This is a genomic window from Mesorhizobium sp. C395A, from assembly GCF_030323205.1.
GTDB lineage: Bacteria > Pseudomonadota > Alphaproteobacteria > Rhizobiales > Rhizobiaceae > Mesorhizobium.
Map to the genome: position 1 here is coordinate 1,590,291 of NZ_CP100473.1, position 24,904 is coordinate 1,615,194.

Annotated in this window: 25 protein-coding genes; 19 read left to right on the top strand and 6 right to left on the bottom strand. The window is 62.5% G+C overall.

Annotated elements, in window-relative coordinates; genetic code table 11:
- The first annotated feature begins 4 nt into the window (after positions 1-4).
- Positions 5-2,494 (top strand): ATP-dependent Clp protease ATP-binding subunit ClpA, encoded by a 2,490-nt coding sequence (gene clpA / locus NLY37_RS07940; protein WP_023684681.1) that lies wholly within the window; start codon positions 5-7, stop codon positions 2,492-2,494.
- A gap of 99 nt (positions 2,495-2,593) precedes the next feature.
- Here the strand turns inward: clpA and NLY37_RS07945 are convergent, their stop codons facing one another.
- The 5 genes from NLY37_RS07945 to NLY37_RS07965 all read right to left on the bottom strand — a co-directional run bounded on the left by NLY37_RS07945 (position 2,594) and on the right by NLY37_RS07965 (position 6,825).
- The gene (locus tag NLY37_RS07945) at positions 2,594-3,736 is read right to left on the bottom strand and encodes a phosphatase PAP2 family protein (protein WP_245265788.1); all 1,143 of its coding nucleotides are present in this window, start codon (positions 3,734-3,736) and stop codon (positions 2,594-2,596) included.
- Between the two features lie 73 nt (positions 3,737-3,809).
- A complete protein-coding gene (locus tag NLY37_RS07950) occupies positions 3,810-4,238 on the bottom strand; it encodes an HIT family protein (protein ID WP_023742447.1) in 429 nt (142 codons plus the stop codon).
- Between the two features lie 109 nt (positions 4,239-4,347).
- Complete coding sequence (locus tag NLY37_RS07955) at positions 4,348-5,562, bottom strand: GNAT family N-acetyltransferase (protein ID WP_023742446.1); 1,215 nt, start codon at positions 5,560-5,562, stop codon at positions 4,348-4,350.
- 55 nt (positions 5,563-5,617) lie between these two features.
- Positions 5,618-6,346 (bottom strand): glycerophosphodiester phosphodiesterase, encoded by a 729-nt coding sequence (locus NLY37_RS07960; RefSeq protein ID WP_023742445.1) that lies wholly within the window; start codon positions 6,344-6,346, stop codon positions 5,618-5,620.
- A gap of 14 nt (positions 6,347-6,360) precedes the next feature.
- On the bottom strand, positions 6,361-6,825 hold the full coding sequence (locus tag NLY37_RS07965) for a RidA family protein (protein WP_023693441.1): 465 nt from the start codon (positions 6,823-6,825) through the stop codon (positions 6,361-6,363).
- A 138-nt stretch (positions 6,826-6,963) separates the two neighbouring features.
- Here NLY37_RS07965 and NLY37_RS07970 point away from each other — a divergent pair, with 138 nt between their 5' ends.
- From NLY37_RS07970 to tsf, 5 genes are all read left to right on the top strand, one after another.
- The gene (locus NLY37_RS07970; protein WP_023671019.1) at positions 6,964-7,794 is read left to right on the top strand and encodes a cell envelope integrity EipB family protein; all 831 of its coding nucleotides are present in this window, start codon (positions 6,964-6,966) and stop codon (positions 7,792-7,794) included.
- Positions 7,795-7,838: 44 nt separating this feature from the next.
- Positions 7,839-8,117 carry a DUF4031 domain-containing protein gene (locus tag NLY37_RS07975; protein WP_023671020.1) on the top strand — a complete coding sequence of 93 codons (279 nt, stop codon included), beginning with the start codon at positions 7,839-7,841 and terminating at the stop codon, positions 8,115-8,117.
- A complete protein-coding gene (locus NLY37_RS07980) occupies positions 8,114-8,725 on the top strand; it encodes a LysE family translocator (RefSeq protein WP_023688582.1) in 612 nt (203 codons plus the stop codon). The genes NLY37_RS07975 and NLY37_RS07980 overlap by 4 nt, the downstream gene beginning before the upstream one ends.
- Before the next feature lie 177 nt (positions 8,726-8,902).
- Positions 8,903-9,691, top strand: a complete 789-nt coding sequence (gene rpsB, locus NLY37_RS07985; RefSeq protein WP_023671022.1) for a 30S ribosomal protein S2 — start codon at positions 8,903-8,905, stop codon at positions 9,689-9,691.
- A gap of 108 nt (positions 9,692-9,799) precedes the next feature.
- Positions 9,800-10,720, top strand: coding sequence for a translation elongation factor Ts (gene tsf, locus NLY37_RS07990; protein ID WP_023684688.1), 921 nt, complete (start codon positions 9,800-9,802; stop codon positions 10,718-10,720).
- Between the two features lie 33 nt (positions 10,721-10,753).
- Here the strand turns inward: tsf and NLY37_RS07995 are convergent, their stop codons facing one another.
- A complete protein-coding gene (locus tag NLY37_RS07995) occupies positions 10,754-11,680 on the bottom strand; it encodes a LysR family transcriptional regulator (RefSeq protein WP_023742444.1) in 927 nt (308 codons plus the stop codon).
- Positions 11,681-11,779: 99 nt separating this feature from the next.
- Here NLY37_RS07995 and NLY37_RS08000 point away from each other — a divergent pair, with 99 nt between their 5' ends.
- From NLY37_RS08000 to lpxB, 13 genes are all read left to right on the top strand, one after another.
- On the top strand, positions 11,780-12,307 hold the full coding sequence (locus NLY37_RS08000; RefSeq protein ID WP_023671025.1) for a nuclear transport factor 2 family protein: 528 nt from the start codon (positions 11,780-11,782) through the stop codon (positions 12,305-12,307).
- A gap of 34 nt (positions 12,308-12,341) precedes the next feature.
- Positions 12,342-13,451, top strand: a complete 1,110-nt coding sequence (locus tag NLY37_RS08005; protein WP_023742443.1) for an aldo/keto reductase — start codon at positions 12,342-12,344, stop codon at positions 13,449-13,451.
- Positions 13,452-13,602: 151 nt separating this feature from the next.
- Positions 13,603-14,325: a UMP kinase gene (gene pyrH, locus NLY37_RS08010; RefSeq protein ID WP_023671026.1), complete on the top strand. Its 723-nt coding sequence runs from the start codon at positions 13,603-13,605 to the stop codon at positions 14,323-14,325.
- A gap of 99 nt (positions 14,326-14,424) precedes the next feature.
- Entirely contained in the window at positions 14,425-14,979 is a 555-nt protein-coding gene (frr, locus tag NLY37_RS08015) for a ribosome recycling factor (RefSeq protein ID WP_023671027.1), read from the top strand.
- Positions 14,980-15,010: 31 nt separating this feature from the next.
- On the top strand, positions 15,011-15,733 hold the full coding sequence (locus tag NLY37_RS08020) for an isoprenyl transferase (protein WP_023748403.1): 723 nt from the start codon (positions 15,011-15,013) through the stop codon (positions 15,731-15,733).
- Positions 15,734-15,744: 11 nt separating this feature from the next.
- The gene (locus NLY37_RS08025) at positions 15,745-16,560 is read left to right on the top strand and encodes a phosphatidate cytidylyltransferase (protein ID WP_023742442.1); all 816 of its coding nucleotides are present in this window, start codon (positions 15,745-15,747) and stop codon (positions 16,558-16,560) included.
- Between the two features lie 104 nt (positions 16,561-16,664).
- On the top strand, positions 16,665-17,807 hold the full coding sequence (gene rseP, locus NLY37_RS08030; RefSeq protein WP_023688578.1) for an RIP metalloprotease RseP: 1,143 nt from the start codon (positions 16,665-16,667) through the stop codon (positions 17,805-17,807).
- A 217-nt stretch (positions 17,808-18,024) separates the two neighbouring features.
- Complete coding sequence (gene bamA / locus NLY37_RS08035; protein WP_023742441.1) at positions 18,025-20,406, top strand: outer membrane protein assembly factor BamA; 2,382 nt, start codon at positions 18,025-18,027, stop codon at positions 20,404-20,406.
- A gap of 77 nt (positions 20,407-20,483) precedes the next feature.
- Complete coding sequence (gene lpxD / locus NLY37_RS08040; protein WP_023700728.1) at positions 20,484-21,542, top strand: UDP-3-O-(3-hydroxymyristoyl)glucosamine N-acyltransferase; 1,059 nt, start codon at positions 20,484-20,486, stop codon at positions 21,540-21,542.
- A 1-nt stretch (position 21,543) separates the two neighbouring features.
- On the top strand, positions 21,544-21,996 hold the full coding sequence (fabZ, locus tag NLY37_RS08045) for a 3-hydroxyacyl-ACP dehydratase FabZ (RefSeq protein ID WP_023684696.1): 453 nt from the start codon (positions 21,544-21,546) through the stop codon (positions 21,994-21,996).
- 15 nt (positions 21,997-22,011) lie between these two features.
- Complete coding sequence (lpxA, locus tag NLY37_RS08050) at positions 22,012-22,845, top strand: acyl-ACP--UDP-N-acetylglucosamine O-acyltransferase (protein WP_023706235.1); 834 nt, start codon at positions 22,012-22,014, stop codon at positions 22,843-22,845.
- Entirely contained in the window at positions 22,832-23,734 is a 903-nt protein-coding gene (locus NLY37_RS08055; protein WP_023742440.1) for an LpxI family protein, read from the top strand. Before lpxA ends, NLY37_RS08055 begins: the two co-directional genes overlap by 14 nt.
- On the top strand, positions 23,724-24,902 hold the full coding sequence (lpxB, locus tag NLY37_RS08060) for a lipid-A-disaccharide synthase (protein WP_023742439.1): 1,179 nt from the start codon (positions 23,724-23,726) through the stop codon (positions 24,900-24,902). Before NLY37_RS08055 ends, lpxB begins: the two co-directional genes overlap by 11 nt.
- Positions 24,903-24,904 lie beyond the last annotated feature (2 nt).

Genomic DNA, 24,904 nt, shown 5'->3' on the forward strand with positions numbered 1-24,904 from the left:
TAACATGCCGGCTTTCTCCCAAGGCCTGGAAAAGGCGCTTCACCAGGCGCTGACGCTCGCCAATGAGCGGCACCATGAATATGCAACCCTAGAACATCTGCTGCTCGCCCTCATCGACGACACCGAGGCGGCCGCCGTTATGCGCGCCTGCAACGTCGATCTCGACGAGCTGAAGCACACCGTTCTGACCTATATCGACACCGAACTCGACAATCTGGTCACCGGTTACGATGAGGATTCCAAGCCGACCGCCGGCTTCCAGCGCGTCATCCAGCGCGCCGTGATCCATGTGCAGTCATCCGGCCGCGAGGAAGTGTCCGGCGCCAACGTGCTCGTCGCCATCTTTGCCGAGCGCGAGAGCCATGCCGCTTATTTCCTGCAGGAACAGCAGATGACCCGCTACGACGCGGTCAACTACATCTCGCACGGCATCGCCAAGCGCCCCGGCGCATCGGAGACGCGCTCGCCGCGCGGCGCCGATGACGAGCAGGGCGGCCAGAACGGCGCCGAGCCGCAGGAGGAAGGCGGCAAGAAGAAGCAGCAGCAGGATGCGCTGACTGCCTATTGCGTCAACCTCAACAACAAAGCCAAGGCCGGCAAGATCGATCCGCTGATCGGCCGCGAGAGCGAAATCAACCGCACCATCCAGGTGCTGTGCCGCCGCTCCAAGAACAACCCGCTCTATGTCGGCGATCCCGGCGTCGGCAAGACGGCGATTGCCGAAGGTCTGGCCAAGCGCATCGTCGAAGGCGATGTGCCCGAAGTGCTGCAGGACGCCACCATTTTCGCGCTCGACATGGGCACGCTTCTGGCCGGCACGCGCTACCGTGGCGATTTCGAAGAGCGGCTGAAGCAGGTCGTCAAGGAGCTCGAGGATTATCCGGGCGCCGTGCTGTTCATCGACGAGATCCACACCGTCATCGGCGCCGGTGCGACGTCCGGCGGCGCGATGGATGCGTCGAACCTGTTGAAGCCGGCGCTGTCTTCGGGTGCCATCCGCTGCATCGGCTCGACCACTTACAAGGAGTTCCGCCAGTTCTTCGAGAAGGACCGCGCTCTGGTGCGGCGCTTCCAGAAGATCGACGTCAACGAGCCGACCATCGAGGACGCCATCGAGATCATGAAGGGCCTCAAGCCCTATTATGAGGAATTCCACAAGGTGAAGTTCACCAACGAGGCGATCAAGGCTTCGGTGGAACTGTCGGCCCGCTACATCAACGACCGCAAGCTGCCGGACAAGGCGATCGATGTGATCGACGAGACCGGCGCCTCGCAGATGCTGGTGCCGGAAGCCAAGCGCAAGAAGACGATCGGCATCAAGGAGATCGAAGCCACGATCGCCACGATGGCCCGCATCCCGCCGAAGACGGTTTCGGCCGACGACGAGAAGGTGCTGCAAGGCCTCGACATCGAGCTGAAGCGCGTCGTCTATGGCCAGGACACCGCCATCACCGCTCTGACCTCGGCGATCAAGCTGGCGCGTGCCGGCCTGCGCGAACCGGAAAAGCCGATCGGCTCCTACCTGTTCTCAGGCCCGACCGGCGTCGGCAAGACCGAAGTCGCCAAGCAGTTGGCTGCCTCGCTCGGCGTCGAGCTGATCCGCTTCGACATGTCGGAATATATGGAACGCCACACCGTCTCGCGGTTGATCGGCGCGCCTCCCGGCTATGTCGGCTTCGACCAGGGCGGCTTGTTGACCGACGGGGTCGACCAGCATCCGCACTGCGTGCTCTTGCTGGATGAAGTCGAGAAGGCGCATCCGGACCTGTTCAACATCCTGTTGCAGGTCATGGACCACGGCAAGCTGACCGACCACAACGGCAAGCAGATCGACTTCCGCAATGTCATCCTTATCATGACCACCAATGCAGGCGCATCCGATGCGCAGCGCGCGGCGATCGGTTTCGGATCGACCAAGCGCGAAGGCGACGATGTCGAGGCCATCAACCGGTTGTTCACGCCGGAGTTCCGCAACCGTCTCGATGCGATCATCCCGTTCGGTTCGCTGCCGGTGCCGGTCATCCATCAGGTGGTGCAGAAGTTCGTCATGCAGCTCGAGGCCCAGCTCTCCGAGCGGGGCGTCACCTTCGACCTGTCGTCCGACGCGATCGCCTGGCTGGCCGACAAGGGCTATGATGAGCGCATGGGTGCGCGGCCGCTCGGCCGGGTCATCCAGGAGCACATCAAGAAGCCGTTGGCCGACGAGGTGCTGTTCGGCAAGCTCAAGAAGGGCGGCACGGTGCGCGTCACCGTCGAGAAGAAGGAAACCGGCGAAACCGGCCTGAAGCTCGAATCACTGGCCGACGAAGCCCCGGTGCAGCCGAAGCAGGAGCCGGAAGAGACGCCGAAAGCCCGCAAGGCGGTGGCCAAGAAGCCCGTCGCCAAGAAGGCGGTGGCGCAGAAGCCTCAGCCCAAGGGCAAGGACGAGCCTGAGCCCAAGGGCAAGGATGGCGGCAAGCGCAGCCTGGTGCCGCAACTGCCGCGCAAGAGCTGAAAGGTTCGCCTATGAAGGGCCCGGTGACGGGCCCTTTTTTCATTGGCTGGCCGGTTTGCCGACACAGCACCCCTGCTTTTCAGGGCAGATGTTGTTAGGTCAGGCGGCGACGCCCTCGGGTGCAAACTTGCCCAGGAAGTACCCGCACGCCTTCCAGATGGCGATCGAAATCAGAACGCTCGCATAGCCATCCACGGCATAATGCCAGCCAAGGACGACCGAGCCGACCATGATGATTGCGGCGAATGCCCACATCAAAAGGCCGGCCAACCGTGAGCGGCGTGTTGCATAAAGCGCGAAAAGCACCGCCATCGCTACATGCATGGACGGGAAGGCGGATATGCCGAGACTGCCTGGCGTCGCCCCGATATAGCCGCTCCACACAATGTCCTGCGTGCTGAGCGCCCAGATCGGATAGATGCGATCGGCGGCGGCGAGTGCTTGCATCAGGGAATGATAGTCGCTGCCCAGCCCCAGTCGCTCGTAAAAGCACGGCCCTGCCGAAGACAGGCCCATCGCCAGGAAAAAACCCGCCAGTATCCACACGAGCATGAAGCTCATCAGGAACTGGTGACGCAGCTTCGTGTCCCTGCGCGTGATGCAAGCGATGAAGACCGAGGCGATAAGGACGACGAACCAGGAATTGTAAGCCAGGTTGAACGATCTTACGGCGAGCGGCGACTGGACGATAAACCACAGCCATTCATGGGGCGCTCGGCCGAAATGCAGCACCCGGTCGGCCTGAGCCAATGCGTGATCCCATGCGAATGGCGAAAGGATCGCGACCGCGCCTTTCAACACACCGAAAGCGGATATGAGCGCAATGCACGCGGCCAGACCATTCAGGCTGTTGGCGTTGCGCTCGGCGTCGCCGAAGACGCCGCCGATCGATCGCAGAAAAGTGCCGAGCGGCTCAGGATCCCGCTTGATGAGTGCAAGGTGAAAAAAGCTGCCGAGTGCGAAGGCGCAGCCACCGATCCAGAAAGCGAAAAGAAGGTATTGGGAATAGTCTTCCAGCACGCCGAAATCCGGCATGTTTCCGGTGCGCAGGCCGACCGCGGCTGCCAAAAGCAGGGCAGCGATGGCCATCGCGTGCAGCAGGCGGTGTCGCCGGTACGCGTCCGCCAAGGTGCGCAGAAAGGCCCGCCCGGCAGCTGCTTTTACCAACGGCTCTGATGTCGCAACCGAATGTTCCACGATTTTGAAAACCCAAACGCATCCCGGTACGGAGCACGTTATCACGGCGTGGTTTGATATTTTCCTAACCGACGTGGTGGATTGTGGCTGAGCGCATCGCCCTGAGGCGCGCGCCACCTCAACCGTTCAGCGCTGCTCGGATCTTCGCCGCGTTCTCCGTCAGCACTTCGGGCTTCTCCATCTGCCCCGTATGCGGCTTGAGCGCGATGCCTTCGAACCGCGGGATGACATGGACATGTAGGTGGTAGACGGTCTGGCCGGACGCCGGTTCGTTGAACTGCAGGATGGTGACCCCGTCAGCGCCGAAAGCCTTTTTGACCGCCAGCGCGACCGTTTGGACCCTGGTGAACAGCCGGCCGAGCGTCGCGGGATCGGCATCGAGCAGATTGCGCGACGGTGCTTTGGGCACCACCAGCGTGTGACCGGGGCCTTGCGGCATCACATCCATGAAGGCGACCACGGCATCATCCTCGTAGATGCGGTGCGAGGGGATTTCGCCGCGCAGGATCTTTGCGAAGATATTGCTGGGGTCGTAGGCCTCGGTCATGGCGGCGCTCCGGGAGTATGCTCCCGGTGTAGCGAAGCTGTCCCGGACCGGCAAGATGGTCAGGTAAGATGGTCAGGTAAGATGGTCAGGCGAGGGCAGGGGCGGATCGCTATTCCTCAAGATCCTTGCGGAACGGCGTATGCTCTTCCAGAATTTCGCCCATCCGCTCGACCTCGCGGCGTTCCCGCCGGAGATAGTCGGCCACAGCATTGCGCAGGCCGGGATGTGCGATGTAGTGCGCCGAATGCATGGTCACGGGACGATAGCCGCGCGCCAGCTTGTGCTCACCCTGCGCGCCCGCCTCGACCACCTTCAGCTTGCGCTCGATGGCGAAGTCGATGGCCTGATGGTAGCAGACTTCGAAATGCAGGAACGGGTGGTTCTCGATGCAGCCCCAATTGCGGCCGTAGAGCGCATCGGAGCCGATGAAGTTGATGGCGCCGGCGACATAGCGGCCATTGCGCTTGGCCATGATCAACAGGATGTCCTGGGACATGCGCTCGCCGATCAGCGAGAAGAACTTGCGGTTGAGGTAGGGCCGGCCCCATTTGCGGCTGCCGGTATCCATATAGAAGGCGAAGAAATCGTCCCACGCCTTTTCGGTCAGGTCCTTGCCGGTCAGCCGGTCGATCGAGATACCGTTGGCGAGCGCCTCGCGGCGCTCCTTCTTCATCGCCTTGCGCTTGCGTGATGCCAGCGTGGCGAGAAAGTCATCATAGGTCGAAAAGCCTTCGTTGAAGAAATGGAACTGCTGGTCGGTGCGGTGCAGGAAGCCGGCTGCTTCCAGCGTTGCAACGTCGCTTTCATTGGCGAAGGTGACATGCGCGGAGGACACGCCGAGCTTTTCCGTCACCGCCTTCAGGCCCGCTGCGAGACCGGCCTTCACAATGGCGCTGTCCTCGCCCTTGCTGACCAGCAGGCGAGGGCCGGTGACCGGAGAGAACGGCACGGCGCATTGCAGTTTCGGATAGTAGTTGCCGCCGGCGCGTTCGAACGCATCGGACCAGCCGTGGTCGAAGACATATTCGCCCTGGCTGTGCGATTTGAGATAGCAGGGCACGGCGCCCAGCAATCTGCCTTGGGCATTTTCCAGTCTGAGATGATGACCTTGCCAGCCGGTACGCCGCACGGCGCAGCCGGAATCTTCAAGCGCGCTCAGAAAAGCATATGAAACGAGAGGGTTATAGCCGTTTTCTGTGTCGCTGCGGGTTGTGCCGGTAAAGCCGTTCCACTCGTCGCATGTGAAGGCATTGATGCCGGCGGCGACGCGGATGGAGAACTCCGCATTCGCCGTTTGCCCATCGCCTTCGTCACCCTGATCCATGAGGCTTATTTAAGCTCTGTCGGGGCCGCTACAAGTCACGTTTCACGCACTCCCATCAGGCGACTTTGACCAGATCAGGTTCGAACCCTTCGAACGTCATCTGGTCGGCGTATTTGAAGGTGAGATCCACCGCCGGCTGGTCATGCACCGTCCAGGTGATGACAGGCATTTTAAGCCTTTCACGCACGAAGCTGACGAACGGGTTCGGCAGATCGCCGGCGGCATAGGAGGTGAAGGCGATGTCATGTGCCAGCATGGCAAAATGCGCCTCGATCAACTGGTTGTCCCTGCCATAGGCGGTCAGCCCACCCGGAATGCCAGGCGCATCCCTGGGGAAATCGCGGACCAGCCAGTGGTCGAACGACATGATCGCCGCCTTGCCCTTGTAGCGCTCCAGCATCTTGCCGACGCTTGCCACCAGGCCCTCGTCGTAACCGGGCACGCCCTTCAGTTCGATAACCATCGGCACACGGCCATCGACCAGGTCGAGCGCTTCCTGCAACGTCGGTATATGGTCCCTGGTGCCGCCGATCCTGAGTGCCGTCATTTCCGCTGCCGTGCGCTGCCAGACGAAGCCGTCCTGGCCGGTCAACCGCCTGAGATCGCCGTCATGAATGATGACGGGGACGCGGTCGGACGACAAATGCACGTCGCATTCGATCGTATAGCCGCGCTCGGCGGCAGCAGCGAAGGCCGACAGCGTGTTTTCCCAGCGCGTCTTGTTCATGTCGTGAAAGCCGCGATGCGCCACCGGGCGGGCGGTCAGCCAGGAAAGGTCGGTCATTGTCTTGGTCCTGCTCATGCGACCTCGAAGACGGCTTCGATTTCCACTGCGGCATTAAGCGGCAGACAGGCGGTGCCGACGGCGGAGCGGGCATGCTTGCCGCGCTCGCCAAGGGCCGCGACCAGGAAATCGGAGGCGCCATTGGCGACCAGATGCTGCTCGACGAAATCCGGCACTGATGCAACAAAGACGGTAATCTTGACTAGCCGCTGGATTTTTTCGAGATCGCCAAGTGCTGCTTTTGCCTGCGCCAAGATGTTGATTGCACAGTACTTTGCGCCTTCCTTGCCGGTTGCGGTATCGACGTCGCGGCCGAGCAGGCCGCTTGCCTGCAGCTTGCCGTCCTTGAGCGGCAACTGCCCGGCGGTGAACAAAAGATTGCCGGACCTGCAATAGGGCACATAGTTCGCGGCGGGCGCTGCGGCTGCAGGTATCGTCACGCCGAGATCGCTTAGCCGCTTTTCGATTGTTTCACTCATCGTATTTCCCTATTGCTTGGAGACGCCGCGCTGGCCGGGCCGAAATTGCTATTTTTGCCTCGCTTCCGCCACGACTTTTTTTAAGCTGGACCATCTTTACCTGCGGCCTGCCATCAGCTGCGACGATCGGAGCCCCTTATGCGCGCAACGCGCCTTGCCTTCCACGCCGTTCTCGTTCCGGTGCTGTTCTCGATGGCTCCAGCCTTTGCCGTGCCGGCGCTGCAGGCGCATCGCGCCGTCTACGATCTTACCCTCGACAAGGCGTCGGACCGCTCGGGCATCACCGGCATTTCCGGCCGCATGGTCTATGAGTTCAACGGCTCGCCCTGCGAGGGCTATACGGTAAAATTCCGTTTCGTCACCCAGATCGCCACCGGCGACAACACCAGGCTGACCGACCAGCAGACGACCACGTTCGAGGACGCCGAAGGCAAGACCTTCTCGTTCGTGACCAAATCCTTCGTCGACCAGAACCTCGACAAGGAGGTCAAGGGCACCGCCACGAAAGAGACCAAGGGCCTCAAGGTCGACATCGACAAGCCCGAGAAGAACAGCCTGGAACTCGCCGCCACCCAGTTCCCGACCCAGCATCTGGTCGAACTGATCGGCAAGGCCGAGAAGGGCGAGAATTTCTACGAAACCAGCCTGTTCGACGGTTCGGAGGATGCCAACAAGGTGATGACCACCACCGTCATCGTCGGCAAGAAGGCCGAGGGCGACAAGGCCGACCCCGAAGCGCCGGCGCTGGCCAAGCTTGCCGGCGACAAATACTGGCCGGTCGACATCGCCTATTTCGACGAGACCGACAAATCGGGCGAAGAGGTGCCGGAATACCGCATCAGCTTCAAGCTGCACGAGAACGGCATCACCCGCGACCTCACAATGGACTATGGCGAGTTCTCGATGACCGGAAAGCTGGTCAACCTGTCGCTGTTCGATCAGACCAAGCCTTGCCCGGTCTCGAAATAGCAACAATGCGGCGCTGGCCACGGCAGGCTTGATGGCAGTTCCCGATGGCGGTCTATGTCGATGCGGCGATCTGGAAATGGGCCGGCCATCGCTGGTGCCACCTGATGGCCGACGATACGGACGAACTGCATCGTTTCGCCGCCGAGCTTGGCGTCAAGCGTTCGTCCTACCAGGGGCCGCCCAGGACATCGGCGCCGCACTATGACATAACCGGCTTCGAGCGCGACCGGGCGGTGCGGCTCGGCGCCATCGAATGCAGCCGCGAGGAGATCGTTGCGATCTTCAGGCGCGTACGGGTACCCAACGGAAAGGGCCGATCGTGACGCTAACGGCATTCCTGGCTTATTGCCTTGCCATCACACTTGCCGCCGCCACGCCGGGACCGGCGATGTTCACGGTGATCACCAACGGCGTGGCACGCGGCTTCCTGCGTGCGTTCGTCGCCGGAATGGGCATTGCCGCCGGCGATGCCGTGCTGGTCACCCTGGCACTGCTCGGGCTGGTGGCGCTGGCCCAGACCTTCGAATGGGTGTTTCTCCTGTTGAAATACGCCGGTGCGGCCTACCTGATTTTCCTCGGCATCAAGATGTGGCGGGCCGCGGCCGCGCAATCGGCCGCGCAAGGAATCCCCCAAACCGGATTGTCGCGTTCGTTCCTGCTTGGCGCCTCCGTGGCGCTCGGCAACCCGAAGGCGATCCTGTTCCACGCCTCGATCATGCCGCTGATCCTCAACCTCGACACCATGACGTTTGCCGACGGCCTGCTGGTGGTGGCAGTCGTCGTCGGCGCCAATATTCTCACCATGGGCATCTACGCCGCGCTGGCGGGCAGGGCATCCGGCTGGTTCAGGACGCCCGAACGCATGCGGCTGATTAACCGGTTCGCCGGCAGCGCCATGATCGGCACCGGAGCGCTGATTGCCGCACGCTGAGCGATGAAGCACCTCACCGCTTGCGTTTGCAGCGCTTCCCCTCTATATGCGCGCTCATTCCACACACGGACTTTGGTGTCTGCCCGGGAGAAATCCGGCTGAAACCTCCGGTGGCGTTCGAGGACAAAGTCCAAAAATGCCTGTGTCCGTGGAGGCTAACCGGAAAAGGAACTAAGAATGGCACTGCCTGATTTCAGCATGCGCCAGCTTTTGGAAGCTGGCATTCACTTCGGCCACCAGACCCACCGCTGGAACCCGAAGATGGCGCCTTACATCTACGGCGCCCGCAACAACATCCACATCATTGACCTGTCGCAGACGGTGCCTTTGCTGCACCAGGCTCTGAAGCAGGTTTCCGACACCGTTGCCAAGGGCGGTCGCGTGCTGTTCGTCGGTACCAAGCGCCAGGCTTCGGATATCGTCGCTGACGCGGCGCAGCGTTCGGCCCAGTATTATGTCAATTCGCGTTGGCTCGGCGGCATGCTGACCAACTGGAAGACGATCTCGAATTCGATCCAGCGCCTGCGCAAGCTCGACGAGATGCTGGCCGGTGAGGCCCAGGGCCTGACCAAGAAGGAACGCCTGAACCTCGACCGCGAGCGCGAGAAGCTCGACAAGGCGCTCGGCGGTATCAAGGACATGGGCTCGACCCCCGACCTGATGTTCGTCATCGACACCAACAAGGAAGCGATCGCCATTCTCGAGGCCAAGCGCCTCGGCATTCCGGTCGTTGCCATCATCGATTCGAACTGCGATCCGGACAAGATCGACTTCCCGATCCCCGGTAATGACGACGCGGCGCGCGCCATCCAGCTCTATTGCGACCTGATCGCCAAGGCTGCCATCGACGGCATCGCCCGCCAGCAGGGCGCGCTCGGCGTCGACATCGGCGCCTCGGTCGAAGCTCCGGTCGAACCGGCGCTTGATCCGGCTCCGGCCCCGGCTGCGGACGCGCCGGAAGCTTGACAATCGAAGGCCGGTTGCGGCCTTCATCATTCTCATATTTGGCACGCTAGACGGACGCATCACCGAGTACCGGTGGTGCGTCGGTGCATTTAAAACAAAGAGGCGACAATGAGCATTTCGGCTGCACAGGTCAAAGAACTCCGCGACTTGACCGGCGCGGGCATGATGGACTGCAAGGCGGCGTTGACGGAGACCAACGGCAACATCGAAGAGGCCGTCGACTGGCTGCGCAAGAAGGGCATTTCCAAGGCCGACAAGAAGGCTGGCCGTACTGCCGCCGAAGGCCTGATCGGCGTCGACTCCGGCGTCCGCGAGGCCGCCATCGTCGAGGTTAACTCCGAGACCGATTTCGTGGCCCGCAACGAGCAGTTCCAGGAGATCGTTCGCAATGTCGCCAAGGTCGCGCTTGCTTATGGCACGACGGAGGCTGTCTCTGCCGCAAAGTATCCGGGTTCGGACAAGTCGGTCACTGACACCATCAAGGACGCCGTTGGCACCATTGGCGAGAACATGAGCTTCCGCCGTTCGGCCAAGCTCACCGTCCCGCACGGTGCTGTCGCAACCTACGTCCACAATGCGGTTGCCGATGGTCTTGGCAAGCTCGGCGTTCTGGTCGCGATCGAGACCACGGGCAATGAGCATGCCGCCAACGCCTTTGGCCGCCAGGTCGCCATGCATGTCGCCGCCACCAACCCGCTGGCGTTGACCGCCGAGCAGATCGATCCGGCAGCGGTCGAGCGCGAGAAGGCGATCTTCGCCGACCAGGCGCGCCAGTCCGGCAAGCCGGAAGCGATCATCGAAAAGATGGTCGAAGGCCGCCTGCGCAAGTTCTACGAGGAAGTCGTGCTCCTCAAGCAGGCCTTCGTGCTCAATCCCGACATCACTGTCGAGCAGGCGCTGAAGGATGCCGAGAAGGACATCGGCGCTCCGGCAAAGATCTCCGCCTATCTGCGCTTTGCGCTGGGCGAAGGCATCGAAAAGGAAGAGACCGATTTCGCGGCGGAAGTCGCGGCGGCGGTGAAGAAGTAGTTTTAAAAATAGCCCCGAAAAGGGCTTCTCAGCTCAGGCAACTCGGCCGGGTGTCCGCAAGGATGCTCGGCCAATTTCTTGTGCGGTGTCGATGAAGGCCCTGAGCTTTGGCGCCATCGACGCCCTGCGCGGGAAGTAGAGGAAGAGGCCGGGCTCCTCGATCGCCGTTTGCGGCAGGATCTGAACGAGGCGGCCGGCGGCCAATTCCGCGCGCGCCAGCGGCTCGAACACATAGGTCAGCCCGACGCCGGCAAGCGCAAGGTCGATCGCGGCCAGCGAATCGGTGACGATGACCGTACCCTTCGTCTCGGCCACGACATCCTTGCCGTCCTCAGTCAGGTCCCAGCGATAGAGTGCGCCGGAGCGCACAAGCCGGTAGCCGATGCAATTGTGGTCCGAAAGATCCGCCACACCGCGCGGACGGCCATGCCGGCCGACATAGGCGGGGGAGGCGACGATCACGGCGTTGAATGGCGGCGTCAGCCGGACCGTGACCATGTCCTGTGCGATCATCTCGCCCAGCCGGATGCCGGCATCAAAACCCTCGCCGACAATGTCCACCAGCCCCTGGTCGGTGAGCAATTCGATGGTCACATCAGGATAGCGTTCAGCCATCGCGGCGGCCACGGGAGTGACGGCAAGTGGAACGGCGATGTTGGGAACGTTCAACCTGAGCAAGCCGGAGGGCCGGCCCTTGATGGCTCGGATGCGGTCCATCCGGTCGGCGATATCCTGGAGGGCAGGGGCTGCTGTGTCCACCAGCGCCTTGCCGGCTTCCGTCAGCGAGACGCTGCGCGTGGTGCGCGCAAACAGCGGCTGGCCGATCCGCTCCTCCACGAGGCGCACCGCATGGCTGACGGCGGATGGGGACATGCCCAGTTCGGCCGCAGCTAGCGCAAAGCCGCCGCGTCGGGCAACGGCGACGATGACAGGCAAATGACTGAGCAGATCCCGGTCCATTCATGCATGATATCGCATAGTCCTTGCGAACACTTCAATCTTCTCGATGCCGACAGGCTGACCCATATTGCCATCACCGATGCACAAAGGAGAAGAGAGATGGATGCCTTGAAACACGCTACCTTCGCCGCAGGCCTTGCCCTAGCGCCGGTCGATGCCGGCGGCGCCGAGCCGTCCGGTTGGCGCGCGCTCGCCGACGAACGCGCCGTCATCCGCATCGCCGATGCCATCGACCGTGCCGTCGATGCGCAGGACTGGAAGCTTGCCCGCTCCTATTTCGCCGACCGTGTCACCGTCGACTTCAGCAGCCTGTCAGGACAGCCTGCCGCCACCATCCCCTCCGACAATCTGATCGGTACCTGGGCCGGCAACCTCAGGGGCAGCAAGACCAGCCTGCATCTGCGCACCAATCACCAGGTGATCTTTGAGGCGGACGCGGCGACCGTCTCTTCGAACGGCTATGCCTGGAACCGGATGGAAGGCAATGGCGACCCGCTGTGGGAAGTCTGGGGCACCTACGAGCACCATCTGGTTCGCTCCGGGACCGGCTGGAAAGTCGACGGCTTCGTTTTCCGCGCCACGCATGAGCGCGGCAATCCCTGGGTCAAGATGACGCCTGGCCAGTGAGCCGGCGTCAAGAAATCAGGATAGGAAAAACACCATGACCATGAGCTATTACACACTGGGCAACAGCGGCCTGCGCGTCAGCCGGCTGGCACTGGGCACCATGACCTTTGGCACCGAATGGGGCTGGGGCGCGGACAGGGAAACCGCGCGCGCCATGGCCGACGCCTATGTCGAGGCCGGCGGCAATTTCTTCGACACCGCCGACCTCTACACCGGCGGCACAGCCGAAACCTGGCTCGGCGAATTCATCGCCGAGCGGGGCTTGCGCGACAAAGCGGTGATCGCCACGAAATTCACCTTCAACGCGGAGCCCGGCAATCCGAACGCCGGCGGCAATGGCCGCAAGAACATCTTGCGCGCCGTGGACGCCTCGCTGAAGCGGTTGGGCACTGACTATATCGACCTCTACCTCCTCCATGTCTGGGACGGGCTGACGCCGGCCGAGGAGGTCATGCGCACGACGGATGATCTCGTGCGTGCGGGCAAAATTCGCCATGTCGGCCTGTCCGATGTGCCGGCCTGGTATGCTGCCCGCGCGCAGACGATCGCCGAGTGGCGCGGCTACGAGCCGGTGTCGGCCCTGCAACTTGAATATTCGCTGGCGGAGCGTTCGATCGAAAATGAGTTCGTGCCCTTCGGCACCCGCCATGGCGCAGGAATCACGGTGTGGAGCCCGCTGGCCAGCGGGCTGCTCAGCGGCAAGTACCGGCCGACGCAGGACGGCCATGTCGGCCGGCTCGACGGCTTTCGCAACACCACTCATCCGGGGTTCCAGAAGTTCACCGAGCGCAACTGGGCGATCGTGGCGGAACTCGAAAAAGTGGCCGCCGAACTCGGACACAGCATGGCGCAGGTCGCGCTCAACTGGGTGGCAACGCAACCGGGCATCGCCACCGTGATTCTTGGCGCCACCAAGCTGGCACAGTTGCAGGACAATCTGGCGGCGTTGGATTTCACTTTACCCGCCGAGCTTCGCGCGCGGCTGGATACGGTCAGCAAGACACCGCCGCCATTCCCGTACGCCTATTTCGGGTCCGACATACAAGCCCGGGTTACCGGCGGCGCCGTGACCGGCGACAAACCGTTGGGTTATGCGCCGCCGCTGCTGGTCGAGGGCGACGCCGTCAGCATCACCAGCAACTGACGGGCCGCGACGGGAAGGCGGAATTGGGCGAGGGGCGCCGCGTGACATCGCGGCGCCCTTCGTGTATCGGAACTCGGCATCGCGCCAGCGGCGGCGCCCGCGCGAGGGCGGCCTGCCCAGGCTGCCACACGCAATCAATGACGAGGTCCAGATGACGGCAAAGCCCCTCTATCGACGTGTCCTGCTGAAAGCCTCGGGCGAAGCGTTGATGGGCGAGCAGCATTTCGGCATCGACGTCTCGGTGGTCGACCGAATCGCCGCCGACATCGCCGAAGCCCGCGCGCTTGGCATCGAGGTCGGCGTCGTCATTGGCGGCGGCAATATCTTTCGCGGCGTGGCGGTGGCATCCAAGGGCGGCGACCGCGTCACCGGCGACCACATGGGCATGCTGGCCACCGTCATCAACTCGCTGGCGCTGCGCACCTCGCTGAACAAGATCGGCGTCGATGCCGTCGTGCTGTCGGCCATCGCCATGCCCGAACTGTGCGAGAGTTTTTCCCAGCGCCAGGCCACCGCCTATATGAACCAGGGCAAGGTCGTCATTTTCGCCGGCGGCACCGGCAATCCGTTCTTCACCACCGATTCGGCCGCGGCCTTGCGCGCCGCCGAGATCGGCGCCGACGCGTTGTTCAAGGGCACCCAGGTCGACGGCGTCTATTCGGCCGATCCCAAGAAGGATCCGAATGCGACCCGCTTCGAGCGCATCAGCCATGCCGAAGTCATCAACAAGGGCTTATCGATCATGGATACCGCCGCAATTGCACTTGCGCGCGAAAACAACATCCCGATAATCGTCTATTCGATCCACGAAAAAGGTGGTTTCGGCGATATTCTGCGGGGCGGCGGCCGTTGCACGATCGTCGCCGACGAATAATCCGGAGTATACTCTCCAAAAAGGGATCAGTTTTCGAAAGAGGGTCCGAATATGGGCCCTAAGCAGTGAACCCGGATCAAACGGGTCGAGGAGACTAAGATGAGTGGTGAGTTCGACGACCTCAAGCGGCGCATGGATGGCGCGATCGCCGCCTTCAAGCACGATTTGGCTTCGCTGCGCACCGGCCGTGCCTCCAGCAATCTGCTCGACGCCATCCAGGTCCAGGCCTACGGCACCACCATGCCCATCAACCAGGTGGCGAACGTGTCGGTGCCCGAGCCGCGCATGATTTCGGTTTCGGTCTGGGATAAGTCGATGGTCGGCGCGGTCGACCGTGCCATCAGAGAATCCAATCTCGGCTTCAATCCGATCGTCGACGGCACCAATCTCAGAATTCCGCTGCCCGAGCTCAACGAGCAGCGCCGCAAGGAACTGGTCAAGATCTCGCATGGCTACGCCGAGAACGCCCGCGTCGCGGTGCGCCATGTCCGTCGCGACGGCATGGACTTCTTGAAGAAGGCCGAAAAGGACGGCGACATCAGCGAGGACGATCAGCGCAAGCGCTCCGATCAGGTCCAGAAGCTGACCGACGAGACGATCAGCACCATCGATCACCTGCTTTCCGATAAGGAAGCTGAAATCATGCAGGTTTAGGGTCGGCCCACACCGGCCCGAAAGCGAGACAATGGCAACGCCCGCGCATGTCGCGATCATCATGGATGGAAACGGACGCTGGGCCAAGGCGCGCGGCATGCCGCGGCTTGCCGGCCATCGCGCCGGCGTCGAAGCGCTGCGCAAGACGGTGCGCGCCGCGCCCGGTCTCGGCATTTCCTTCCTGACCGTCTACGCCTTTTCGTCGGAAAACTGGTCGCGGCCCAAGGCCGAAGTCAGCGACCTGATGGGGCTTTTGAAGCTGTTCATCCGCCGCGATCTGGCCGAACTGCACCAGAACGGCGTGCGCGTCAGGATCATCGGTGACAGGGCGGGGCTGCAGCCGGACATCAGGGGCCTGCTCGAAGAGGCCGAATCGCTGACTGCGCGCAATGAATCGCTGACCTTGGTCATCGCCTTCAACTATGGCGGGCGCGACGAGATCGTGCGCACGGCACGCAAGCTCGCAGCCGCAGTGGCGCGCGGCGAGATCGACGCAGAGGCGATCACGGCAGACACTTTTGCCGGCGCCCTCGACACCGCAGGCATTCCCGATCCGGAGCTGGTCATCCGCACCAGTGGCGAGCTTCGGCTGTCGAACTTCCTTCTGTGGCAGGCAGCCTACAGCGAACTGGTTTTTCTGCCTTGCTACTGGCCTGACTTCAGCCGCGAACACCTGGCCGACGCATTGCGCGATTTTGCTGGCCGCGAGCGCCGTTTTGGCGGGCTTGCCGCTCAAGATGTCGCTGCCTCGTGATCGGCGGCGGGATGAACAATCTTCAGCTTCGCATCGTCTCGGCGCTGGTGCTGGCCGCAATAGCGCTTGGCCTGACCTGGTTGGGAGGGCTGTGGTTCCGCCTGCTTTGCGCCGGGATATCGGCGGTCATCTTCTATGAATGGGCGCGCATGTCGCGCCCCTTGGCCGGTGCGACCCTCGGCTTCATTCCCGAAGCGCTGCTTCTGGTTTTCGTCGTCGCCCTGGTTGCAGGCGTGCCGGCATCGTGGCTTCTGTCTCTTGTCCTGGCCATGGTTGTGGTCGCTGCTGTCGGCGCCCGTATGCGTGGAGCGGCGCAATGGGATGCAGCCGGTCTTGCCTACGCGGCTTTGTCCGGCTTATCGCTGGCGCTGCTGCGCGGCGGCGACCATCCCGGCCTGGTCGCAATCCTGTTTCTGTTCGCCGTGGTCTGGGCGACCGACATCTTCGCCTATTTCGTCGGCCGCTCCGTCGGTGGGCCCAAGCTCGCGCCATCTATATCCCCCGGCAAGACGCAGAGCGGCGCGCTTGGCGGCGCTGTCGGCGGCGTGGCCGCCGGCGTGCTTCTGGCTGCCGCCGCCGGGGCCGGCAATCTTGGCGTCCTCGCCTTGGTTGCGCTGGTGCTGTCGATTGTTGCCCAGGCTGGCGATCTCTTCGAATCCTGGGTCAAGCGCCGCCACGGCCGCAAGGATTCAAGCGCGTTGATACCCGGGCATGGCGGTGTCATGGACAGGGTGGACGGGCTTGTCGCGGCGGCTTTTGCCCTATACGTGATGGGCTGGATTTCGGCGGGCGCCGATCATCCGGCGCAGGGGCTGTTTCCGGCTTGAGTGATATTTCACGGCGAAGAAATGGCGCACGCCACGGATTCGCCTGGATTGATGTCACAGTCGCGGCGACACCTTTATGCCGCAGGTGAATTTGAGGGCATGACTTGAACGAAATTCTTCACGCGTTTTTCAGCACGGAAGGCTTTGTCCTCGGCACGCTGGTGCCGTTTCTGTTCGTGCTGACCGTGGTCGTCTTCATTCACGAAATGGGACATTACCTCGTCGGCCGCTGGTGCGGCATTGGCGTGAAGGCCTTTTCGATCGGCTTCGGCCCCGAACTTCTCGGCTTCAACGACAGCCACGGCACGCGCTGGAAGCTCTGCGCCATACCGCTCGGCGGCTATGTCAAATTCGTCGGCGACATGAGCGCCACGTCGAGCCAGCCGAGTTCGGAAGATCTGGAAACGCTGACTGACGCTGAACGCAAGGTCGCCTTCCACACGCAACCCATCTGGAAACGCGCCGCCACGGTGGTGGCCGGACCGCTGTTCAACTTCCTTTTGACCATTGCCGTCTTTGCCGTGCTGTTTTCCCTCTATGGCCGCCCTGTGTTTGAGCCGATGGTGGCGGCGGTCACCGCCGGCAGTCCAGCCGAAAGGGCCGGCATTTTGCCAGGCGACCGATTCGTCGCCGTCGACGGCAGCAAGGTTGAGACCTTCGCCGACGTCCAACGCCTGGTCTCAGGCCGCGGCGGCGACGCCATCACCTTCACCATGTTGCGCGACGGCAAGGAGGTCACCGTCGTCGCGACGCCGGAGCCGATGGAGCAGCTGGACGCGCTGGGCAACAAGGTCAAGGTGGCCGTCATCGGCGTCGTCAACAACAAGGATGTCGGCCAGCCCAGGCTGATCACCTACAGCCCTGTCGGAGCAGTCGGCGCCGCGGTCGAGGAGACGGGGCACGTCATTCAGCGCACCGGCCAGTTCCTGCAGCGATTCGTTGTCGGCCGCGAAGACAAATGCCAGCTGGGCGGCCCGATCAAGATCGCCAAGATGTCGGGGCAGGCGGCAAAGCTGGGCTTCCTGTGGCTGGTGCAGCTCGTCGCCGGACTGTCGGTCGGGATCGGAATTCTGAACCTTTTGCCGATTCCCCCCCTCGACGGCGGCCACCTCCTGTTCTACGCACTCGAAGCCGTTTTCCGGCGTCCGGTATCGGAGCGGATGATGGAAATGGGATACCGGGCCGGCCTCTTTCTGGTGCTGGGATTTATGGGCTTCGTCTTCTGGAACGATCTGTTTGGGTGCTGAAATCATGAAGAAATTTGGCTTCAGCACCGGCAATGTTGAGACGCCGTTTACCATGCACGGGGGTATGCGTGACGCGAAAGCCACGCATCAGGGTTAAGTAATTACAAATTAACCAGAAGCCTTGCGTGTAGGGAAAATCCGGTTAATACGGTAGGAGAAATTACCGCACGTCCGGTTTTCTCGCCGTGGGGACTTCGAGAAAAGGTACAAAAGCCCGATGAAGGCAGCATCCAAATTTTTGAGCGCCGCGTCCGCGGTGGCTATGTCCGCCGCTCTGGTTGTACCAGGTGCGCTCGCCGTGCAGTTCGTTGCCACATCTGCGGCGCAGGCAGCCGTTGTCTCGAGAGTCGAGGTCAGCGGCAACCAGCGTGTCGACGCCGACACCATCCGCAACTACATCACGATCAAGCCGGGCAAGGCGTTTTCCAGCGCCGATATCGACGATGCGGTCAAGGCGCTGTTCGGCACCGGGCTGTTCTCGGACGTGCAGATCAATCAGGTCGGTTCGACGCTGGTAGTCAAGGTTGCCGAATACCAGGTCGTCAACCAGGTTCTGTTCCAGGGCAACAAGAAGCTCAAGGACAACGCGCTGGCAGTCGCCGTGCAGTTGAAGCCGCGCGGGACGTTCTCGCAGGCAACGCTGGACTCCGATGTCGAGGCGGTAAAGGCTGCCTACAGGCGAATTGGCCGGGATGACGCCGCTGTCACGACGCAGATCATGGATCTCGGCGACAACCGCGTGAACGTGGTCTTCAACATCAACGAAGGCGGCCGCACCAAGATCGCCGCTGTCAATTTCGTCGGCAACAGCGCCTATTCGAGCCGCCGCCTGTCCGACGTCATCGCAACCAAGCGCTCGAGCTTCTTGTCCTTCGTGCTGCGTGACGACGTCTATGACGAGGACAAGCTCCGCGCCGACCAGGAATCGCTGCGCCGCTTCTATTACAATCACGGCTATGCCGACTTCCAGGTGGTCTCAGCCGTCGGCGAGCTCGACGACACGACCAACCAGTACACCGTTACCATCACCGTCCAGGAAGGCGACCGCTATACGTTCGGCGACGTCAGCGTCGAGAGCACCATTCCCGAAGTCGACTCGAAGGCGCTGGAATCGGTGGTTCAGACCCACAAGGGCGACGTCTACAACGCCAAGAATGTCGAGGACACCATCATCGCGCTGACCGAAAAGGTCGCGGGTTCGGGCTATGCCTTCGCCCAGGTGACACCGCGCGGTGATCGCAACTTCGAGAACCACACCATTTCGGTCGTCTATACGATCGACCAGGGCACCAAGGCCTATATCGAGCGCATCGAAATCCGCGGCAACGACCGCACGCGCGACTATGTCATTCGTCGTGAGTTCGATGTCAGCGAAGGCGACGCCTTCAACCAGGTACTCATCCAGCGCGCGAAGAAGCGGCTGGAAAAGCTAGATTACTTTGAGAAAGTCGACGTTTCGACTGTCCCGGGTTCTGAGCCAGACCAGGTCGTGCTCGTGGTTGACGTAGTCGAGAAATCGACCGGCGAGTTCTCGGTTGGCGCAGGATATTCGACCGGTGGCGACACTGCGGGTCCGTCCGTCGAAGGTTCGGTCGCGGAGCGCAACTTCCTCGGTCGCGGCCAGTACATCAAGGTTTCGGCGGGTGGCGGCAAGAATTCGCGGGACTACAGCCTGTCCTTCACCGAACCCTATTTCCTGGGGCGCCGTATCGCCGCCGGCTTCGATATCTTCCAGCAGACCCGCAACTACGACCACTATGACAGCGAGACGCTGGGTGCGACGGTGCGCTTCGGCCTGCCGATCACCGACAACATCTCGACGCAGTTGGCGTACAATATCGCCCAGGAGAAGTACAAGCTCGACGACGGTTGCGATGATACTCCCCACGATGAGATTCCGGACGCTGACTGCCACATTTCTAAAGCCATCGTCGAGGGCATCAATGATAGCCCGTGGATCAAGTCGTCGGTCAGCCTGGGACTGGTCTACAACACCATCGACGACATGAAGAGCCCGCATGAAGGCATCTACGCCACCACGACCGTGGAAGTGGCCGGCCTTGGTGGCGATGCCAAATTCGTCAAGGTTACCGGTCGTGGCACTGTCTACCAGACGCTGTCCGAACAGCTGGATCTGGTTGGCCTGATCTCAGGCGGCGCCGGCCATATTCAGGGCTTCGGCGGTGACGGCTTGCGTATCTTCGATCAGTTCCAGAGCAGCGACCGCATGATCCGCGGCTTCGAGTATGGCGGCATCGGCCCTGCCGATATTACGCCGGGTTCTGGTGGTGATCACCTCGGCGGCACCACCTATTTCAATGCGTCGGCGGAAGCTCAATTTCCGATACCGGTCATTCCGGAAAGCTTTGGTGTGCGCGGCGCTGTGTTTGCTGATGCCGCCACACTGTACGGCAGCAAGATCGACACCGCCGGCGTCGATCAGGCCTCGGTCGATATGAAGTTGCGCGCCTCGGTTGGTGTCGGCTTGTTGTGGTCATCGCCCTTCGGCCCGATCCGCATTGACTACGCGATGCCCGTCAAGAAGGAAAAGACCGACGACGTGCAGGAATTCAACTTCGGCATGTCGAGCCGCTTCTGATGCGCGGGTAACGATGCTTCCGGGCCGTTGGGGTCCGGAAGAGAATTGATCCGACCTAGCTGGATATTGCTTCTGGAATGACCGATCCGGTGTTCTTCGCGCCATCACGCCGGTATACGGCCGGCGAAGTCGCGAATCTGACCGGCGCGTCGCTCGTCGATTCCGACCTCGCCCACATATCGATCGATGCGTTGGCGCCAGCCAATGAAGGCGGCGAGGGTGCGCTCGTCTTCGTCGACGGCAAGCGCAATTTCGCGCTGATGCAGTCGCTGAAAGCGGCGGCCGTGTTTTGTCCCGCCGAGTTCGCCGGCAAGGCGCCGGCCGGCATTGCGGTTCTGGTGCATCCGCGCCCGCAGCAGGCCTTCGCCATGATCGGCCGGCTGCTGTTCCCGACAGCGGCTACGCCGGGACCGATGACCAGCGAAACCGGGGTCTCGCCGCAAGCTCATGTCGATGCCACGGCGCATATCGAGGCAGGCGCGATCATCGAAGCCGGAGCCGTCGTCGGCCCGCGTGCTTCCATCGGCAGCGGAACGGTCATTGCCCCCCACGCCGTTATCGGCCCCTCCTGCCAGATCGGCCGTGACGGCTACATCGGGCCAGGTGTCAGTGTTCAATATGCGCTGATCGGCAACCGCGTCATCATTCATGGCGGCGCCAGGATCGGCCAGGACGGCTTCGGCTTTGTCGGCGGCGCCAAAGGCCCCGAGCGTGTGCCGCAGGTCGGCCGCGTCATCATTCAGGACGATGTCGAAATCGGCTCGAACACGACCGTCGATCGCGGCGCCATGTCGGATACGGTCATCGGTCAGGGCACCAAGATCGACAATCTGGTGCAGATCGCCCATAACGTTCGCATCGGCCGCAATTGCATTATTGCCGGGCTCTCTGGTATTTCCGGCTCCGTCACCGTCGGCGACGGTGTCACCATGGGCGGCGGCGTTGGCCTTGCCGATCATTTGACCATCGGATCAGGGGCCAAGCTTGCTGCAAGAAGCGGGTTCATGAGCAACGTGCCGGCGGGCGAGATCTGGGGAGGCTATCCGGCGCAGCCGATGGCGGAAGCCATGCGCGAGATCGCCATGCTGAGGAAGCTCGCCAGGACGCGCAAGCAGGGCGAAGGGGGAAGTAGCTGAGATGGTGCCGGCGACGCTCGAAGCGGTCGATATATTGGGGTTGATGAAGCTTTTACCGCATCGCTATCCCTTCCTGATGATCGATCGCATCATCGAAATCGACGGCAATGATTCTGCCATCGGCATCAAGAACGTGACCATCAATGAGCCGCATTTCCAGGGCCATTTCCCGGATCAGCCGGTGATGCCGGGCGTGCTCATCGTCGAGGCTATGGCGCAGACGGCCGGCGCGATCTGCATCCGTAACCTCAACACGGAAAAGCCGTCGCTGGTCTATTTCCTGACCATCGATAATGCGAAATTCCGCAAACCGGTCGTCCCGGGCGACCAGTTGAAAATCCACGTCAAGAAAATCAAGATGCGCGGCAACCTGCTCAAATTCGCCTGCGAGGCCATGGTGGAGGGCACAAAGGCCGCCGAAGCCGAGATCTCGGCAATGATGGTTACCGGCTGACGGTTCGAAATGCTCATGAAAATACAGACTTCAATCCACCCCTCGGCCGTCATCGAGGCCGGCGCGCAGATCGGCGAAGGCGCCGCAATAGGACCTTTCTGCTATGTCGGCGCTGACGCCGTGATCGGTGACCGCGTCGAACTGGTCAGCCATGTGTCGGTGCTGGGCGCGACAACCATTGGCGCCGCGACCAAGGTCTATCCAATGGCGACACTGGGCGGACCGCCGCAGAACACCAAGCACAAGGGCGGCCGCACCACTTTGGTCATCGGCCAGAACTGCACGATCCGCGAAGGCGTGACCATGCATCTCGGCACCGATTCCAGCCGCGGCGAGACGACCGTCGGCGACAACGGCAATTTCCTTGCCTATGCCCACATCGCCCATGATTGCGTCGTCGGTAAAAACGCCACCTTCGCCAATGGCGCGACCCTGGGCGGCCATTGCGAGGTCGGTGACAGCGTTTATATTGGCGGCCTCAGCGCCGTTCATCAGTTCGTGCGTGTTGGTGACAACGCCTTTCTCGGCGGCTGCTCGGCTTTTGTCGGCGATGTCATTCCCTACGCCATTGCGGTGGGCAATCGCGCGAGCCTGCGTGGACTCAACATCATCGGCCTGAAGCGCGCCGGGTTGCCGCGCGCCGAAATCTACCTGCTGCGCAAGGCTTACAAGACCATCTTCGACCGCTCCCGCACTGTCGGCGAGAACATCGAATTCGCCAAGGCCGAGTTTGCGTCGTCGCCGACGGCCATGAAAATCATCGATTTCATCACCAGTCGCGGCAAGCGGCATTTTGCCGTCCCGTCGCTTAAGGGTGGCGACGGCGACGATGCCGATGACGAAGGCTGAGGCCACTTCAAGGGGCCTCGATCTTGCGCCGGACGCCAGGGTCGGCATCATTGCCGGCGGCGGTAGCTTGCCGGTCGAAGTTGCCGCCGGCCTGGCGGAGGCCGGACATCCGCCCGTCATCATCCTGGTCGAAGGTCAGGCCGACCGTCAGTCCGACCTCACAATCTATGAGCATGAAAGCCTTGCGCTGGAAGACATCGGCTCGCTGGTTGCGTTGCTGAGGCGCCGGCGGATCACCCATCTTGTGCTTGCCGGCGAGATCAGGCGCAGGCCGCGGTTGGTCGACATGCGTCCGAACCTTGGGCTACTGGCACTTATACCCTCGCTCGCCATGGCGCTTGCCCGCGGCGATGACGGGCTGTTGAAGATATTGACCCGCGGCCTGGAGGCACGGGGCGTCAAGGTTGTCGGTGCGCATGAAGTCGTGCCCCGGCTCGTCGCGGCCGAAGGGCCGCTGACCAAAGCAGCGCCGCGAAAGTCCGACTGGCGCGATATCGAGGCGGCACACGCGGCGGCAAAGGCCATCGGCGCGCTCGACATTGGTCAGGCGGCAATTGCCATCGGTGGCCGCACTGTTGCCCTGGAAGGCGTCGAGGGCACCCACGGACTGCTCGAGCGGACGCAGCAGTTGCGCGGCCATGGCAGGCTGGCCGGCAAGACGCGCGGTGTCCTGGTCAAATGCGCCAAGCCTGGCCAGGAATTGCGTGCCGATCTGCCATCTATCGGCCCCCGGACCGTCGAGGCGGCGCATGCCGCGGGGCTCGCCGGCATTGCCGTCGAAGCCGGCCGTTCGCTCATCCTCGAAGGCCCCGCCGTTGTCGCGCGCGCCAATGCGCTCGGCCTGTTCGTGTTCGGCCTGCCGGCTGCGGAGTCTGTCCATGGCAGCTGAGAAGCCGCTGAAGATTGCCATCGTCGCCGGCGAAGAATCCGGCGACCTGCTGGGCGCCGACATCGTGCAGGCGCTGAAGCGCATGACCGGGCGCGAGGTGCAACTCGTCGGCACTGGCGGGCGGCATCTGCAGGCGCTCGGACTGGCGCCGCTGTTCGACGGCGCCGAGATCGCGCTGATGGGGCTCAGCGCCATCCTGCGTGACTTGCCGCGCCTGATGCGGCGGATCAGCCAGACGGCAAGTGCTGTCGCCGCCGAAAAACCCGACTGTCTGATCACCATCGACAGCCCCGATTTCTCGTTGCGCGTCGCCAAAAAGATCCGCGCCGCCGATCCGTCGATCCCGATCGTCCATTATGTCTGCCCGAGCGTCTGGGCGTGGCGGCCGGGTAGGGCGGCCGCGATGAAGCCCTATGTCGACCACATACTGTGCATCCTGCCTTTCGAGGTAAAGGAGCTCAGCCGTCTCGGCGGCCCGCCTGGCACTTACGTCGGACATCGCCTCACGCATGATCCAGGCGTGCAGGGCGCGGCCAGGGCGCAAGCCCAGCCACGCGATCTCTCGGCCGATCACGTCAAGACGCTGCTCATCCTGCCAGGGTCGCGGCGCGGCGAGGTGAGCCGGCTTATCGGTCCGTTCGGCGAGACGGTGTCGGCGCTGCGCGCGCGTGGCCACCGGCTGAGGCTGTTGCTGCCGACGGTGCCGCATGTCGCCGAACCGGTCAAAACATCGGTGGCGCGCTGGGATCAGGAGCCGGAAGTCATCCTCGATCCCGAGCGCAAGTGGCAGGCCTTCGGCAAGGCCGATGCGGCGCTGATCGCGTCAGGAACGGTTTCGCTGGAACTGGCGTTGTCGGGTGTACCGATGATCTCTTGCTACAAGTTCGATCCGATCATGCTGATGGCGCAGAGCCTGATCACGGTGTGGAGCGCTGCTCTGCCCAACCTTATCGCCGACCGGCCGGTCGTGCCGGAAAGCTACAACCAGTATGTGCGGCCGCACTATCTGGCGCGGCAACTCGAGGCACTGTTTTCAGACACCGCCTACCGCGCCTGGCAAAAGGACGGCTTTGCCGAAGTTGCCAGGCGCATGGCAACCGACAAGCCGTCCGGCGATATCGCCGCGGATGTCGTTCTTCGCCACATCGGGAGAGCGAATAGGGCTTAGCG